Annotated in this window: 11 protein-coding genes; 9 read left to right on the forward strand and 2 right to left on the reverse strand. The window is 77.1% G+C overall.

The annotated features are described in order from the left end of the window. Positions 1-43: 43 nt before the first annotated feature. From ACI799_RS17110 to ACI799_RS17145, 8 genes are all read left to right on the forward strand, one after another. Entirely contained in the window at positions 44-1,327 is a 1,284-nt protein-coding gene (locus tag ACI799_RS17110) for a competence/damage-inducible protein A (protein ID WP_456589845.1), read from the forward strand. Positions 1,328-1,545: 218 nt separating this feature from the next. Beyond that, the gene (locus tag ACI799_RS17115; RefSeq protein WP_456613532.1) at positions 1,546-2,448 is read left to right on the forward strand and encodes an acyl-CoA dehydrogenase family protein; all 903 of its coding nucleotides are present in this window, start codon (positions 1,546-1,548) and stop codon (positions 2,446-2,448) included. A gap of 122 nt (positions 2,449-2,570) precedes the next feature. Next, positions 2,571-4,685: a putative bifunctional diguanylate cyclase/phosphodiesterase gene (locus ACI799_RS17120; protein WP_456589843.1), complete on the forward strand. Its 2,115-nt coding sequence runs from the start codon at positions 2,571-2,573 to the stop codon at positions 4,683-4,685. A gap of 116 nt (positions 4,686-4,801) precedes the next feature. Further along, positions 4,802-5,500: an NYN domain-containing protein gene (locus ACI799_RS17125; protein WP_456613533.1), complete on the forward strand. Its 699-nt coding sequence runs from the start codon at positions 4,802-4,804 to the stop codon at positions 5,498-5,500. 97 nt (positions 5,501-5,597) lie between these two features. Then, complete coding sequence (locus ACI799_RS17130; RefSeq protein ID WP_456613534.1) at positions 5,598-6,863, forward strand: diguanylate cyclase; 1,266 nt, start codon at positions 5,598-5,600, stop codon at positions 6,861-6,863. Positions 6,864-6,992: 129 nt separating this feature from the next. Beyond that, the gene (locus ACI799_RS17135; protein WP_456589840.1) at positions 6,993-7,631 is read left to right on the forward strand and encodes a PilZ domain-containing protein; all 639 of its coding nucleotides are present in this window, start codon (positions 6,993-6,995) and stop codon (positions 7,629-7,631) included. A gap of 53 nt (positions 7,632-7,684) precedes the next feature. Further along, on the forward strand, positions 7,685-9,382 hold the full coding sequence (locus tag ACI799_RS17140; protein ID WP_456600517.1) for an ABC transporter: 1,698 nt from the start codon (positions 7,685-7,687) through the stop codon (positions 9,380-9,382). Further along, positions 9,379-10,995, forward strand: coding sequence for a GTPase (locus tag ACI799_RS17145; RefSeq protein WP_456613535.1), 1,617 nt, complete (start codon positions 9,379-9,381; stop codon positions 10,993-10,995). The genes ACI799_RS17140 and ACI799_RS17145 overlap by 4 nt, the downstream gene beginning before the upstream one ends. A gap of 172 nt (positions 10,996-11,167) precedes the next feature. Here the strand turns inward: ACI799_RS17145 and ACI799_RS17150 are convergent, their stop codons facing one another. Beyond that, positions 11,168-11,677 (reverse strand): ATP-binding protein, encoded by a 510-nt coding sequence (locus ACI799_RS17150; protein WP_456589837.1) that lies wholly within the window; start codon positions 11,675-11,677, stop codon positions 11,168-11,170. 126 nt (positions 11,678-11,803) lie between these two features. Between ACI799_RS17150 and ACI799_RS17155 the strand changes: the two genes are divergently transcribed. Then, positions 11,804-12,493 (forward strand): ANTAR domain-containing protein, encoded by a 690-nt coding sequence (locus ACI799_RS17155; RefSeq protein ID WP_456589836.1) that lies wholly within the window; start codon positions 11,804-11,806, stop codon positions 12,491-12,493. Here the strand turns inward: ACI799_RS17155 and ACI799_RS17160 are convergent, their stop codons facing one another. Then, entirely contained in the window at positions 12,494-13,438 is a 945-nt protein-coding gene (locus ACI799_RS17160; protein WP_456613536.1) for a nucleoside hydrolase, read from the reverse strand. Between the last annotated feature and the right edge of the window lie 1,995 nt (positions 13,439-15,433).

Here is a 15,433-nt window from a genome sequence, read left to right on the forward strand (position 1 = left end):
GGCCGCACCTGCCGGAGCGGTCCGCCGCGCCTAGGGTCGATCCGTGGTCACGCGCGCTGGGATCGTCGTCACGGGGACCGAGGTGCTCACCGGACGGGTGGCCGATCGCAACGGTCCCTGGCTGGCCGAGCAGCTGCGCCGGCTCGGCGTCGACGTCGGGCACGTCGTCGTGGTCGGCGACCGCTCCGAGGACCTCGTGGCCGCGCTGTCCTTCCTGGCCGGCACCGGCGCCGACCTGCTCATCACCACCGGCGGGCTGGGGCCCACCGCCGACGACCTGACCGCCCAGGTGGTGGGTGGCTTCCAGGGCCGCGCCTCGGCGGTGGACGCCGCGCTGGAGCAGCGGATCGGCCGGATCGTCGAGCGGCTGATGGCCCGCCGGGGCTGGCGCGCCGACCCGGCGTCCACCGCGGCGGGGGTGCGCAAGCAGGCCCTGGTCCCCGAAGGGGCCACCGTGCTGGAGCCGGTGGGAACCGCGCCGGGCCTGGTCGTCCCGCCCGCGCCGGGCCGGACCGGGCCGCCGGTGGTCGTGCTGCCCGGACCCCCGGGCGAGCTTCGGGGCATGTGGCCCGCGGCCGTCGCCGCGGCTCCGACCCGGGCGGCGCTGGCGGGCGCCGCGGAGCTGCGGCAGGAGACCCTACGGCTGTGGGGCACGCTCGAGGCCCAGCTGGCCGCCACGCTGCGCGAGCTCGAACCCGAGCTCGGCGGCCTGGAGATCACCACGTGCCTCCGGGACGGGGAGCTGGAGATCGTCACCCGCTTCCCCGCCGCGGCGCAGCCGGCCTACGACCGGTTCGCGGCCCGGCTGGGCGAGCGCTACGCCGACACGCTGTTCTCCACCGGCCCCACCCTCGACGAGCTGGTGGCCACCGCGCTCACCGAGCGGGGCCTGACGATCGCCACCGCGGAGTCCTGCACCGGCGGGCTGCTCGTCGCCCGCCTCACCGAGCGGCCCGGCGCCTCCGCCGCCGTGCTGGGCGGGGTGACGGCCTACGCCGACGGGGCGAAGGAGGCGCTCCTCGGGGTTCCCGGCGCGCTGCTGGCCGAGCACGGCGCGGTCAGCCCGCAGGTGGCGCGTGCCCTCGCCGACGGAGCCCGCGGGCGCTTCGGCGCCGACATCGGGGTGGGCATCACCGGCATCGCCGGCCCCGGAGGTGGCACGGAGACCAAGCCCGTCGGGACGGTCCACCTGTGCGTCGTCGGCCCCGAGGGGGTGGAGGCGCGCTCCCTCGCGCTGCCGGGCGGCCGATCGACCGTGCGGGAACGCTCCGTCACCATGGCGCTGCACCTGCTCCGCCGGCTGCTGCTGGGCGGCCCGGCGGCCTGACGCCGTACGCGCCGCCGGCCCGCCGCCTGCACGCTCGAGCAGCTCGCCGGCGGAACGGGGAGCACGATCCCGTGCCGGACCGGATTACGGTGCCGTCGCCCAGCCCGACGGCAGCTACCGGCTCACCGGGCACAAGTGGTTCCCAGCGCGCCGATGAGCGACCTGTTCCTCGTCCTCGCCCGGCTCGAGGAGGGGTCTCCTGCTTCCTCGTCCCCCGCGTGCTCCCCGACGGCACCCCCAACGTCTTCCGGCTGCAGCGGCTCAAGGACAAGCTGGGCGACCGCGCCAACGCCTCCAGCGAGGTGGAGTTCGACGGGACGACCGGGTGGCTGGTCGGCGAGCCCGGGCGGGGTGTCCCGGCGATCATCGAGATGGTCAACATGACCCGGCTGGACTGCGTGCTCGGCTCGGCGGCCACGATCCGGGCGGCGCTGACGCAGGCGGGTCACCACGCCCGGCACCGGCACGCGTTCGGCGCGCTGCTGGCCGACCAGCCGCTGATGCAGAACGTGCTCGCCGACCTCGCGCTCGAGAGCGAGGCCGCCAAGGCGCTGGCCATCCGGCTGGCCGCCGCGGTGGACGCCGGCGAGGCGGCCTTCCTGCGGCTGGCGGGGGCGGTCGCCAAGTACTGGGTGTGCAAGCGCACCCCGGGGGTGGTCGCGGAGGCGATGGAGGTGCTGGGCGGCAACGGCTACGTGGAGGAGTCCGGGTTGCCCCGCCTCTACCGGCAGGCGCCGCTGAACTCCATCTGGGAGGGCTCGGGCAACGTCATCGCCCTCGACGTCCTGCGGGCGCTGGGGCGCTCCTCGGAGTCGCTGGCCGCCGTCACCGCGGAGCTGGAGCTGGCCCGGGAAGCGGACCGCCGGTACGACGACGCGGTCAAGCGGCTGTCGGCCGAGCTGGGTGACCGGGACGGGCTGCCCTTCCGTGCCCGGCGGATCGCCGGGTCGCTGGCGCTCTGCCTGCAGGGCTCGCTGCTGCTGCGCCACGCACCGGCCCCGGTCGCGGACGCCTTCTGCGCCTCTCGCCTGGGCGGAGAGTCCGGCGCGGTCCTCGGCACCCTGCCCGCCGGCACCGCCGTCGCCGAGATCGTCCGGCGATCCGAGGTCGCGGCTCCCTGAGGCGGGCTCCGGGCTATTACCCTCGGGGACGGCTCACGTGCTGCCCGTGTTCTTCACGAGCGGTCCGTGTCCCCGGCGTCTGCGGAAGCGGACCGGACGACCACTGGACGAGAGCGGGCAGCGTGCAACCAGGCGACGACCGGTCCCTCGGGATCCGGCCCGACCCGTTGAGCGGCGTGCCCGACGCGGTCTACCGCCTGGACACGCGGGGATGCTTCGCCTACCTCAACGAGGCGGCCGAGCGGCTCCTCGGGCGCCGGGCCGACGAACTGCTCGGCCAGGACGCCCGCGACGCCTTCCCGGCCCTGCGCGGCTCGCTCGCCGAGGAGCAGTACCGCCAGCTCCTCGCGGACGGCCGGCCACGGGAGTTCCACTTCTTCTACGAGCCGACGGGGCGCTGGTACGAGGTCCGGATGTTCCCCGATCCGGCCGGCGCCGCCGTCCTCTTCCGCGACATCGACGTCCGCCGCCGCACCGACCAGCAACGCGACGCCCAGATCCGCGGCCTCACCGCGGTGCTGGAGGCCCTGCCCTCGCCCACCGTCCTGATCGGGCCGGACGGGCGGATCCTGTCCACCAACGGGGCGTGGGTGCGCAGCAGCGAGGAGCTGCTCCCGGCGGTCTCGTGGCCGGGCCGGGAGGGCGAGGACTACCTGACGATCATGACCCGGGGACTGGCTCCCCGGGAGCACGCCGGGCTGGCCGAGGGGCTGCGGGCGCTGATGACCGACACCGCGCGGTCGGACGGGCGCACGTTCTCCTACGACTACTCCTGCCAGACCCGGCGCGGTGCCGCCTGGTTCCACCTGCAGGCGACGCGGGTCGACCGCGAGGGCCGGGTCGTCATCACCCACAACGACGTCACCGACCAGGTGCGCGCCCGGCAGGACCTGCTGTGGAAGGCGCAGCACGACGACCTCACCGGGCTGCCCAACCGCTCCAGGCTGCTCGAGCTCACCGGCGAGGCGCTGGCCGCCGACCACCAGGCCGGAGTCGCACTGCTCGTCATCGACCTCGACGCCTTCAAGACCGTCAACGACTCCCTGGGCCACCAGATCGGTGACGAGCTGCTGCGCCAGGTGGGCGGCCGGCTCTCCGAGCAGCTCCGCCCGGGCGACGCCGTGGCCCGCCTGGGCGCCGACCAGTTCGTGGTCCTGGCGCGCGGGTGCGACGCCTCGGAGGCCGCTGCCCTGGCCTTCCGGCTGCAGACCGCGTTCGGCCGGCCCTTCCTCGCCGGGGAGATCTCCGTGCCGCTCAGCGCCAGCGTCGGCGTGGCGGTGGCCCGGCAGGAGGTCCGCGACGCGCACCACCTGCTCAGCGATGCGGACGCCGCGATGTTCGCCGCCAAGAGCTCGGGGCGGGACCGGGTCCACCTGTTCTCCCCCGCGTTGCGGGAGGCGGCCCGGTGGCGGCTGGAGGTGGCCACCCGGCTGCGGGGTGACGCCATCGACCAGCTGGTGGTGCACTACCAGCCCGTCGTCCGGCTGGACACCGGGCAGATCGAGGGCGTCGAGGCGCTGGTCCGCTGGCAGCACCCCGAGCGCGGGCTGCTGTCGCCGGACACCTTCCTGTCCGTGGCCGAGGAGACCGGGCAGATCATCCCGATCACCCGCTGGCTGCTCCGCGAGACCACCCGCAAGGCGGCGGAGTGGGCCGCCGAGGGGCTCTCCCTGCGCATGTCGGTGAACGTCAGCGCCCGGCACTTCTCCGCCGAGACGCTGGTGCGCGACGTGCGACTGGCCCTGCAGAGCTCCGGCCTCCCGGCCGACCAGCTGGTGCTGGAGCTCACCGAGACCAGCGTGGCCGAGGACCCGACGCGGGCGGAGGACCAGCTGTCGGTGCTGCGCGGCTTCGGCGTCCGCGTGGCGATCGACGACTTCGGCACCGGGTGGTCCTCCCTGGCCCAGCTGTTCGCGCTCCCCATCGGCACGCTCAAGATCGACCGCTCGCTGCTCGCCGCCGCCGAGCGGGTGGCGGCCGGCGACACCGGTGCGGTGCTCGCGGCCATCGTCGGGCTCACCCGCACGCTGGGCATCAGCTCCGTGGCCGAGGGGATCGAGACCCCCGAGCACCTGCGGATGGTGCGCGAGGCCGGCTGCGACCTGGCGCAGGGCTGGCTGCTGGGCCACCCGATGCCCGCCGACCGGCTGCCCGGCTGGGTGCGCGAGGTGCAGCAGGCCGGAGGGGACCTGTGCGCCCTGGCGATCGCCGGCCACGCCGTCCCCGCGCCCGGGTGAACCTCCGCCGTCCCGGCCGCCGGGCGACGGCGCCGGCCGGTCCGCCACCCCCCGCCGGAACGCTCCAGGCTCCGCCCCCGGCGACGCCCGTCGCCGGGCCCGGGCAGACTGTCCCCGTGCTGGACACCTCCGAGGCCGTGCCCGCGCCCGCCGAGCAGCCGGCCGGCCCCGTCGACGACGGCCGGTCGCGTCCCGCCCTGGACCTGCTGATCTGGGACGCCCCGAACATCGACATGACCCTGTCGACGGTGATCGGTGCCCGCCCGACGGCGGCCTCGCGGCCGCGGTTCGACGCGATCGCGGCCTGGTTCGTCGAGGGCGCCGGCGATCCGGGTGCGCCGGACTCCTCCGATGTCGAGGCGTGCGTCTTCGCCAACATCCCCTCGCAGCCGGGATCGCTGCAGCGCTGGGTGGAGGCGCTGCGCGGATTCGGCTACTCGGTGTTCGCCCGGCCGAAGACCCAGCCGGACGACGACATCGACCAGGACATGCTCGACCACATCGCCGTCCGCCGGCACAGCCACCAGCTGCGGCGGCTGGTGGTCTTCTCCGGTGACGGCCGGAACTTCGCCGAGCCGCTGGAGGACCTCGCCCGCCAGGGGACGCAGGTCGTCGTCGTCGCCTTCAGCGAGGTGGCCGGTTATGCGATCGGCTCGGACCTGCTGGAGTTCATCGACATCGAGGACGTGCCGGGGGCGTTCGTCGAGCCCCTCGACCGGGTCCGCCTGGACGCGCTCCCGCCGGACGGTGCCTGGCTGCGGCCCACCCGCAGCCTCCGGGACTTCGTCGCCGGGTTCACCGCGCGCCGCGGCTGACCGCCGTCCGAACACGGTGCCCCCGCCCGGTTCACCCGCGGGGGTGAACCGGGTGCGAGCCGTTCAGGAAACGGCTCGCCGTGCCGATCGCAGAACAGTGCCGTTCTCCCTGACCGAGCGCCTGGTGGCCATGCTCCGCCGAGGCGACGTGCTGCCCTCGCCGGCGTCCGCCGCCGGTGCCGAGGGCGGGGCGGGACGGCGCCGGGTGGCGTCGGCGTCGCAGCTGGCGCGGGCGATCCCCGGACTGGCCGAGGAGCGTGCGGAACGGGCTCGCACCGCCGGGCTGCTCGTCGGCTGGGTGGCCGTGGTCGTCGTGCCCCTGTGGTCGCTGGTCGACCTGGTGACCGAGGGCAGCAGCGCCAGCACCTTCCTCACCGTCCGGCTGCTCTGCGAGATCCCGATGCTGCTCGCCCTGCTCGCGCTGTGGCGGCTCCCGCTGGGCCGCCGGCGTCCCGAGCTGCTGACGTTCCTCGTCCTGGCGGTCGTGCAGGCGGAGGTCGCCTGGATGGTCACGCGCTCGGACGACCCCCGGTACCACCTGCTCGGCTTCACCCTCGCGATCTACGGCAGCGGCTGCGTCCTGGTGGCCCGCCCGCGCTGGACCGTCGCGCTGGTCGCCGTCTCCTGGGCCGCCCTCGGGCTCGCCTCGGTCACCGTCGAGGACGGGCTGTCGCCCGGAGACCTGCTCGCGGTGACCGTCTACCTCGCCAGCGCCTCGCTGATCGCGGTGCTCGCCCACCTGCGGCGCTACGCGCTGGACAGCCGGGAGCTGCACACCCGGGTCCGGCTGGAGCGTGAGCAGCAGCGGACCGGGGTGCTGCTGGCCCAGCTGGAGCGGCTCAGCCACGAGGACCCCCTCACCGGCCTGGCCAACCGCCGTCGGTGGGACGCCGAGCTGGCGGAACTGTGCGCCCGCGCCCGCCAGCGGGGAGACGTGCTCAGCGTGGTGCTGGTCGACCTGGACCACTTCAAGGAGGTCAACGACCGGTACGGGCACGGCGGAGGGGACGACGCGCTGCGCGCGGTCGCCGGGCTGCTGTCGGCCCGCGTGCGCGGTGGGGACCTGGTCGCCCGGCTCGGTGGTGACGAGCTCGCCGTCCTCATGCCGGGGGCGGACCAGGCGCGCGCGACCGCGCTGGCCGAGCAGCTCCGGCGCGAGGCCCGGCTGCTGCAGCCCGCCGGCTTCGACGCCGCGGAGCTCAGCCTCTCCCTCGGGGTGGCGACGGCGGCCGGCGACGACGCCTACCCCCTCGAGCTGATGTCCCGGGCGGACGAGCAGCTCTACCGGGCCAAGACCACCCGGAACGCCGTCGGGGCCGGGCTCGCGCCGCCCGGGGCGACCGAGCCGCAACCGGCCCGCTGAGCGGGACCGGTCCATCCCGGCGCGTCACGCTCCCCTGCCGCCCGGCGCCCGCCGACGGCGGTTACCGTTCCCGCGCGGACGGGCGACCGGGAGGTCGCCGGCCGAGCACCGGATGATCGAAAGAGGACCATGACCAGCGTTCCCGGCGTCGACCACCCGGCGGAGCAGAGCGAGGCCGAGGTGCGGCTGGGCGGCACCAACGTCGCCGTCAGCGCCCGGGTGGAGGTGGTCCACGCCGGCGTGCTCTCCGTCCGGCCGTCGGCGAGCGAGTTCGTGGAGGGCACGGTCGTGAACCCCGGCGACGTCGTCGAGGTCTACTGGCGCACCGAGAGCGGCCACCGCATGCTGCCGGCCGAGGTGCTGGACGTCCAGACGGGCGCGGTCGTGCGCTGGCGGCTCACGACGACCGGGCCCGCCGAGCACAGCCAGCGGCGGGCGGCGGTGCGCGGCCGCGTGACGGTGCCGGTGGAGGGTGCTCTCGGCGGGGTGGACCTCACGGGCGAGACGCTGGACCTCAGCGAGGCCGGCATGCGCGTCCACTTCGAGGGCTTCGGCGTGGTGCCGGACGCCGGGACGACGATGGGGCTGACCGTCCGCCTCGAGGACGGTCCGCTGGTGTCGCGCGGCGAGATCATCCGCATCCAGGCCCGGGGGGCGCGCTGGGTGATGAGCATCCGGTTCGTCGACATCGCCGAGAAGGAGCAGGACCGGGTCCGGCGGCGGGTGTTCCAGGCGCTGCGCGAGGAGCGTGCGCGGATGGCGGAGTGACCCGGGGGGAAACCGGCGGGTAGCCGGCCGCCTCCCGGGGCAGAGCAGCAGGCGTGATCCCGTCGCCGCCGCGTCTGACCGAGGCCCTCACGGTGCTCCGCGACCGGGTGGCCGCCGCACCGCTGGCCCTGGCGACGGCGAGCCGCGACGAGGCCGTCCGGACCGCCCGGGGCATCACCGACCAGATCGACGACTACCTGCTGCCCCGGTTGCGCGACCTGGACGCCCCGCTGCTCGTCGTCGTCGGCGGCTCCACCGGCGCCGGCAAGTCCACGCTGGTCAACAGCCTGGTCGGCGCTCCGGTCACCACCGCCGGCGTGCTGCGCCCCACCACCCGCGCCCCGGTGCTCGTCTGCGCCCGCGCCGACGCCGGGAGCTTCTCCGGTGACCGGGTGCTGCCGGGGCTGGCGCGGGTCACCGGCGGGAGCGGCGGCCCCGGGACGCTGCAGCTGGTCCCCCGTGACGATGTGCCGGCGGGGCTGGCCGTGCTCGACGCTCCCGACGTCGACTCGGTGGTGGCGAGCAACCGCGACCTCGCCGGCCAGCTGCTGGCCGCCGCCGACCTGTGGGTCTTCGTGACCACCGCGGCCCGCTACGCCGACGCCGTGCCGTGGGACCTGCTGCGCACCGCCGAGCAGCGGGGGACGGCGCTGGCCGTCGTGCTGGACCGGGTTCCGCCGGAGGCCGCCACCGAGGTCGCCGACGACCTCGCGGCGATGCTGCGGGGCGCCGGCCTCGCCGCCGCCCGGCTGTTCGTGGTCGAGGAGCGGCCGCTGCAGGACGGCCGGCTGCCCGAGGAGCAGGTGGCGCCGCTGCGGAGCTGGCTGCACGGGCTGGCCGCCGACCAGGAGCAGCGGGCGGCCGTCGTCCGGCAGACCCTCGCCGGGGCGCTGGACAGCCTGCAGGAGCGCACCGCCACCGTGGCCCTGGCCGTGGAGGAGCAGCTGGCCGCGGCCGGGGCGCTGCACGGAGCGGCCGCGGCCGCGTACGACGGGGCGCGCGACGGGATCGACCAGGGGGTCCGCAGCGGCAGCCTGCTGCGCGGCGAGGTGCTGGCCCGCTGGCAGGAGTTCGTCGGCACCGGGGAGTGGATGCGCACGCTGCAGAACCGCGTCGGCCGGGTGCGCGACCGCGTCACCGCGGCGCTGACCGGGCGCCCGGCCCCGGCCGAGAGCCTGCAGGGCGCGCTGGAGAGCAGCGTCGAGCACCTGCTGCGGGCCGAGGCGGACCGGGCCGCGGAGCGGACGGTCACGGCGTGGCGTGCGCTCCCGGCGGGACCAGGGCTGCTGGGCGACCGGGAGCAGGAGCTCGCCGCCGCGTCGCCCGACTTCCCGGAGGCCGCCGCGGCGCAGGTGCGCGACTGGCAGGGCACGGTGCTGGACCTGGTGCGCGACGAGGGCGCCGACAAGCGCTCGCGGGCCCGGCTGCTCTCCTGGGGCGTCAGCGGGACCGGCGCGGTGGTGATGGTGGCGGTCTTCGCCCAGACCGGTGGGCTCCTCGGCGGGGAGGTGGCGGTCGCCGGCGGCACCACCGCGGTCGGCCAGCGCGTGCTGGAGGCGGTGTTCGGCGACGCCGCGGTGCGGTCGCTGGCCGAGCGGGCGCGGGCCGACCTGGAGGAGCGGGCCGAGGCGCTGCTGCGGTACGAGCAGGACCGCTTCGACGGCCTCCTGGACGCGGCGGCGCCGGCGCCGCAGGCCGCCGACGACCTGCGGCTGGCCGCCGGTGCCCTCGTCGAGGCACGCCGGGCATGAGGGGTGCGGGAGGAGCGCTGGCCGACCGGCTGGCCGCGCTGCGCGAGGCGGTCGAGGTGGCCGACGGGCAGCTGGCGGTGCCGGAGGTGGCGCGCGCCAGGGCGGTGCTGGCCAAGGCCGGGGCGCGCGAGGCGCTCGGGGACGCCACCGTGGTCGCGCTGGCCGGGGCGACGGGCAGCGGCAAGTCCACCCTGTTCAACGCGCTGTCCGGCAGCGAGGTGAGCACCCCGGGGGTGCGGCGTCCCACGACCGGCGTCGCGCACGCCACCGTGTGGGGCGCGGCCGACGACGGCGCCGACCGGCTGCTCGACTGGCTCGAGGTGCCGCGGCGGCACCGCCACGAGCCCGAGCCGGCGCTCGACGGGCTGGTCCTGCTCGACCTCCCCGACCACGACAGCGTGCGGCTGGAGCACCGGCTGGAGGTCGACCGGCTGGTGGAGCTGGTCGACGTCCTCGTCTGGGTGCTCGACCCGCAGAAGTACGCCGATGCCGCCGTGCACGAGCGGTACCTGGCGCCGCTGGCGGGCCACGCGGGCGTGCTGCTCGTCGTGCTCAACCAGGTCGACCGGCTCGACGACGCCGCGGCCCGCGCCTGCCTGGCCGACCTGCGCGGCCTGCTCGACCGCGAAGGGCTGGCCGCGACCCCCCTGCTGGCGGTGTCCGGTCGCACGGGAGCGGGGCTGGCCGAGCTGCGCGGTGAGCTGGCCCGACGGGTGGGTGCCCGCCGGGCGGCCGGGGAGCGGCTGCTCGCCGACGTCCGCGGCAGCGCCGCGGAGCTCGCGGCGCACTGCCCGCCCACCCCGGCCGGTGGGTCGCGGTGGTGGGGGCGGGCCGGTGCCGCCGACGACCCGGCCCGGGAGCCGACCGACGGCCTCACCGACGCGCTGGCCCGCGCGGCCGGGGTGCCCACCGTGACCGCCGCCGTCGAGCGGTCGACCCGGCGGGAGGGCGCCGGGCGCACCGGCTGGCCCCTGCTGCGCTGGACGCGCACCCTGCGCCCCGATCCGCTGGGGCGGCTGCACCTGGGGGACGAGCGGGCCCGCACGTCGCTGCCCCCGGCCGGCGCGGTGGAACGGGCCCGCATGGCGACCGCCGTCCGCGAGGCGCGCGACGCCGTCGGAGAAGGGCTGGCGCCGGCGTGGCGCGAGGAGCTGCGGCGCACCGCCGAGGTCTCCGAGGACCGGCTGGCCGACGCGCTGGACCGGGCGGTCGGCGGGGCCGATCTGGGGCCCGACCGGGTGCCGCTCTGGCAGCGGGCCGCTGCGGGGCTGCAGTGGCTCCTCCTGGCCACCGCCCTGGTGGGTGCGCTGTGGCTGCTGGCCCTGGTCGCGCTCGGGTTCCTCCAGCTCGACGGCGTCGTCCCGCTGCCCCGGGTCGAGGGGCTGCCGCTGCCCACGCTGCTGCTGGGCGGTGGGCTGCTCGCCGGCCTGCTGTTCGCCCTGGTGTGCCGCCCGTTCGTGGCGATGCGGGCGCGACGACGGGGGCGAGCGGCCGACCGCCGGTTGCGCGCGGCCGTGCGCGCGGTGGCGGAGGAGGAGCTGCTGGCACCGATGGCCGCGGTGCACGCCGATGCCGCCCGGTTCTGCGCGGCGGTGACCCGCGCCGCGCGGTGATGCGCTGGGGCGGGGCTTCCCGGGTCCAGCCGGACCGCCGGACGAAGAGCCGCGGCATGGCACGGCTGCAGGGACGGTGCACCGGGCCGACCGCGCCTGGTGAGGTGCTGGGACGGCCCCCTCCGGAGGCTCGCCCCGAGCGTGGGAGGGGTGAGGAGGAGGGGGTCCTCCGTCAGTCCCGGTGGAGGCCGGGTGAGCGCTGCTCGGGCAGCCGGTCGCGCAGCCCCTCGACGGCCTCCCGCCCCGAGGGCAGCAGCGCCCAGACGTGCTTGCGGCCCGGCCGCTCCTCCCAGCCGTAGGCGGTGGAGAGCTGCGCGACGAGGTGCAGGCCCATCCCGCCCAGCGCCGGGTCCCGGTCGACGGCCGGCACGGGCGGGCGGTCGGGTGCCTCGTCGCTGAGGTCGAGCAGCCAGCCGGCGGGGCCGGCGACGACCAGGGCCCGCACGTCGCCCCCGCCGTGCCGCAGCGCGTTGGACGCCAGCTCCTCGAACACCAGGAGCAGCCCGTCCCGGGCGTCCTCGGTCGAGGCGGCGGAGACCGACGGGTGGGCGATCCGCGCGCGCAGATCGGTGCGCACGCGGGACACCACGTGCATGGCTTCCAGCTGCCAGTGCCAGACGTCACCGGGGACGGAGGGGACGGGCGCGGTCGGCCACGCGTCGGGGGCCAGCTCGTCGGCCATCTCGTCCTCTCGCGTCTGCTCCGCGGGTACCCCGGGACCCGGCCCGGATCGCACCATCCTGACCGATGGGGACGCCACGCGCGAAGGGGGGCGACGGGTGCGGGTCCCGCCGGGCAGACTGTGCCGGTGGACGACGTCCTTCGCGAGCTCGCCCGGGTGACCCTGGGCGGCCGGGAGCTGACCGAGGTGCTCACCGAGATCACCACGATCGCGGCCCGGGCCGTCCCCGGCGCCGACGCCGTCTCCACGACGCTGGTCCGCGGCGACAAGGCCTTCACGGCCGGCTACCGCGGCGAGATGGCGCTGGCGGCCGACGAGCTGCAGTACGCCGAGGACAGCGGTCCCTGCCTGGACGCCGGCCGTGGCGGCGTCGTCCTGCGGATCGACGACGTGCGCACCGAGGAGCGGTGGCCCGCCTACGTGGCCCGCGTGCGCGCGACCCCTGTCCGCAGCTCGCTGTCGGTGCCGCTGCCCTACCAGGGGTCGAGCATCGGCGCCCTGAACGCGTACTCGACCCGGCCCGCGGCGTTCGCCCACCCCGGGTCGCTGGCCGCCGCCCTCGGCGTGGCCGAGAGCATCGCGGTCGCGGTCGCCAACGCCGACGCGCACGCCCAGATGACCGAGCAGGCCCGCAACATGCGGATCGCCATGGAGTCGCGCGCGGTCATCGAGCAGGCCAAGGGCGTGCTGATGGCCCAGCAGGGGATCGACGCCGATCGGGCCTTCGAGGTGCTGCGCCAGGCATCGCAGCGCTACAACCGCAAGCTGCGCGACATCGCCGCCGGCATCGTCGCGGGCACGCAGGCGCGCCGCTAGTCAGCCGTCCAGCCGCGCCAGCCGGGAGACCAGGAACTCGACGGCGGCGGCGCTGTCGACCGTCTCGGCCACCTCGACCGCCGTCGCGGACCCCGAGACCGCCCGGCGGTCCACCAGGGTCTGCCCCCGGCCGGCGCCCAGCGTGGTGTCGACGACGACGTCGCGCCGGACGGTGCCCAGGGTGCCCGGGGCGATGGCCTCGGTGAGCGCCAGGGCGTCGTGCACGACGACGCCCGCGGTGCCGTACGCGTCCCGGGCGTGGTCCACGTACTGCTGCAGGATCGCCGCCGCGCTGCGGCCGACCGGGCCCGCACCGGCGAAGCGGGCGATCCCCTCCTCGGTGAGGACGGTGGGCAGCGTGACGTCCAGGCCGACCAGGACGGCGGGCACCGAGGAGCAGAGGACGGCCTGCGCCGCCTCCGGGTCGGACCAGATGTTGAACTCCGCGGCGGCGGTGACGTTGCCCCCGCGGGAGGCGGAACCGCCCATGACGACGAGCCGCCCGATGCGCTCCGCGGCCTCCGGGTACACGGCCACCAGCAGCGCGAGGTTCGTGAGCGGGCCGATCGCGGCCACCGTCACCGGCGTGCTCGCGGCCAGCAGCGTCTCGGCCAGGGCGACGACCGCGGGGCGGGGGTCGACGGCCGCGGGGGAGGGCGGCAGCTCGACGCCGCCGAGCCCGGCGACGCCGTGCACGTGGCCGGCCCGCTCCGGCTGCGCGTGGACCAGCGAGGCGCGGGCGCCCGCGGCCACCGGCACGTCGGAGCGCCCGGCCAGGTGCAGCACCCGCAGGGCGTTCTCGGTGACCTGCGCCAGCTCCACGTTGCCGTGCACCGTGGTGACCAGCCGCAGGTCCACCTCCGGGCTGGCCAGGGCCAGCAGGATGGCGAGGGCGTCGTCGATGCCGGGGTCGGTGTCGATCACCAGGGGGATGCGCTCGGTCACCGCCGCATCCTCGCAAGCCGGTCCGCACGGGCGCGCCGCGGTCCGGCCGGTCCGCACGGGTCGACGGCGCTCCGGCCGGGGCCGACACGCCGGGCGTGCCGGAGTCGTCCGGAAGTGACCGACGGCCCGGATCGGCCCGTCCACGCTCGCGGGGGGCCGTCGAATCGACAAGGGCATGCGCCGGGCGAGGGGTCACCGACCGGTGCGCAGGGGTTGGGCAACGGTTGGGTCACGCGGTTCCGGCGAGGCGCCGGAGGAACCGGCTGCCGGGCCTGCCGATCCCTACGTTTCTCCTTGTCCGCGGCACCTTCCCCTGCTGCGGACACGACTTCGGGAGGCGACATGAGCAGCAGCCGGCAGGCCGTCAGGCCGGCGGACTCAGCGGCGCGCGCCGACCGGTCCCCGCGCGAGCCGGCCAGCGCGTTGGTGGGTCTCATCGACGTCCTGGACCGGGCGGACGAGGTCCGTCCCCGCCCGCGCCCCCGGCCGGCCACGCACCGGGCGGCGGCCCGACCCGTCCCGCTGCGGTCGGTCCAGCCGGCGCCCGCGGCCCGTGCCCCGCACGTGCCCGCTCCGCCGGTGTTCAGTCCTCGGGTGACCGTGGTCCCCGAGCGGGTCCGCGAGCCCCTGGGCGGAGTGCGCGGGTTCACCCGCCGGATGGCGCTGTGGGGTGCCGGCGAGCAGGGTCAGAACCTGGCGTGGCGCACCGCCGCACCTCCCGCCCCGGTGCCCGGTCGGCGCCGTGCGGCGCTGCGCGGGTTCACCCGCCGGATGGCGCTGTGGGGCGCCGGCGAGCAGGGCCGGCACCTCGCCTGGGGCCGCCCCGCGTCCCCGGTGCTGCGCGACCTCGATCCCCCCGTGGTGCTGCGCGAGATGCCCAGCACCCCCTCCGTCCAGCCCGTGGCGCCTTCCCCCGCCGCGGCGCTCCTTCCCGCGGGACCGGCCTCGTCGCCGGGGTCGCGAACCGGTACGGCCGCACCTGACGCGACCGCCCGCCCCACCACCCACCCGAGTTCCACGGAACCCTCGGTACGGAGCCGGCCATCGGCCGGCTGGCGTCCACCGGGGGACTGGCCGTCCTCGGGTCGGTACGGGGCGCGGTCCACGCCGCCGTTCCTCCCGGTCCGCACCCCCGGCCCGGCGGGCCGCACCCCCCGGGTACCGGCACCGCGGTCCCCGCAGGGATCCGGTGGAGCCGGGGCCCGCGGCGACCCGGCCGGGTGCCCGGTCCGCGGGTCTCCGCCCCCGCCGCGACGAACCGGGCCCGCGGACGGCACCTTCCCCTCGCCGTTCACCGTGCGGGCACCCTCGGCGCACCCCCGCCCGGCGCCTCCCGCGCCCGGCTGATCCTGCAGCGCGACCACGGCATCCAGCCGCGGCAGCCGTCCACCGCTCTCCCGTCGAGCACGCCGGCCCCGACCTCCCTCTTCCCCGGGTGGTCGCGGATCGTCGACTCGGTCCCGCGAGCGCGTCCCCCTCGGCCGACCTCGGCCGCACCTGGCCCACCCCCGACGGTGCCCTCCGGGCGCCCGCAGACCTCGCCGCTCCACGAATCCGGCCTCGTCCCCCCGCCCGGCTGCTGCCCAGCACGCAGCGCGCGGACCCTCCAGGGAGGCACGGATCGCGGACGGCGGGCAACGCGGACCCGGAACCGTCCGGCGGGGTGGACGACAGGCCCCTGCCGGTGCCCGGCGGCGCGATCCCCCTCGCGACCGCCCGGGTCTCCGACCGGCGGCGCCTGGCCGGCTGCGGCGGAGGGGCCACCGGTCCACCGACCGGCAGGGTCCCGACGCCGCCCGGGCCCGCGGTCCGACGTCCCGGCGCGGTGCTCCGGGACGAGGCGTCGGACGACGTCGCGGAGCTCGTGGCACGTGCCGGTGGACGGGCATCCCGTCCGCTTCCTCCCGCCGTGGGGGGGGGGGCGCCGCCCGCGGGGCCGGCCGCCCGCCCGGCCGCGCCCCCCCCCCCCGCCCCCCCCCCCCCCACCACCCCCCC

It is taken from the genome of Blastococcus sp. SYSU DS0753 (assembly GCF_054051175.1).

Bases quoted from the DNA above. Each gene is read 5' to 3' on its own strand.
- ACI799_RS17135 (WP_456589840.1), top strand. From the start codon at position 6,993: ATGACCAGCGTTCCCGGCGTCGACCACCCGGCGGAGCAGAGCGAGGCC.
- ACI799_RS17145 (WP_456613535.1), top strand. From the start codon at position 9,379: ATGAGGGGTGCGGGAGGAGCGCTGGCCGACCGGCTGGCCGCGCTGCGC.
- ACI799_RS17150 (WP_456589837.1), bottom strand. From the start codon at position 11,677: ATGGCCGACGAGCTGGCCCCCGACGCGTGGCCGACCGCGCCCGTCCCC.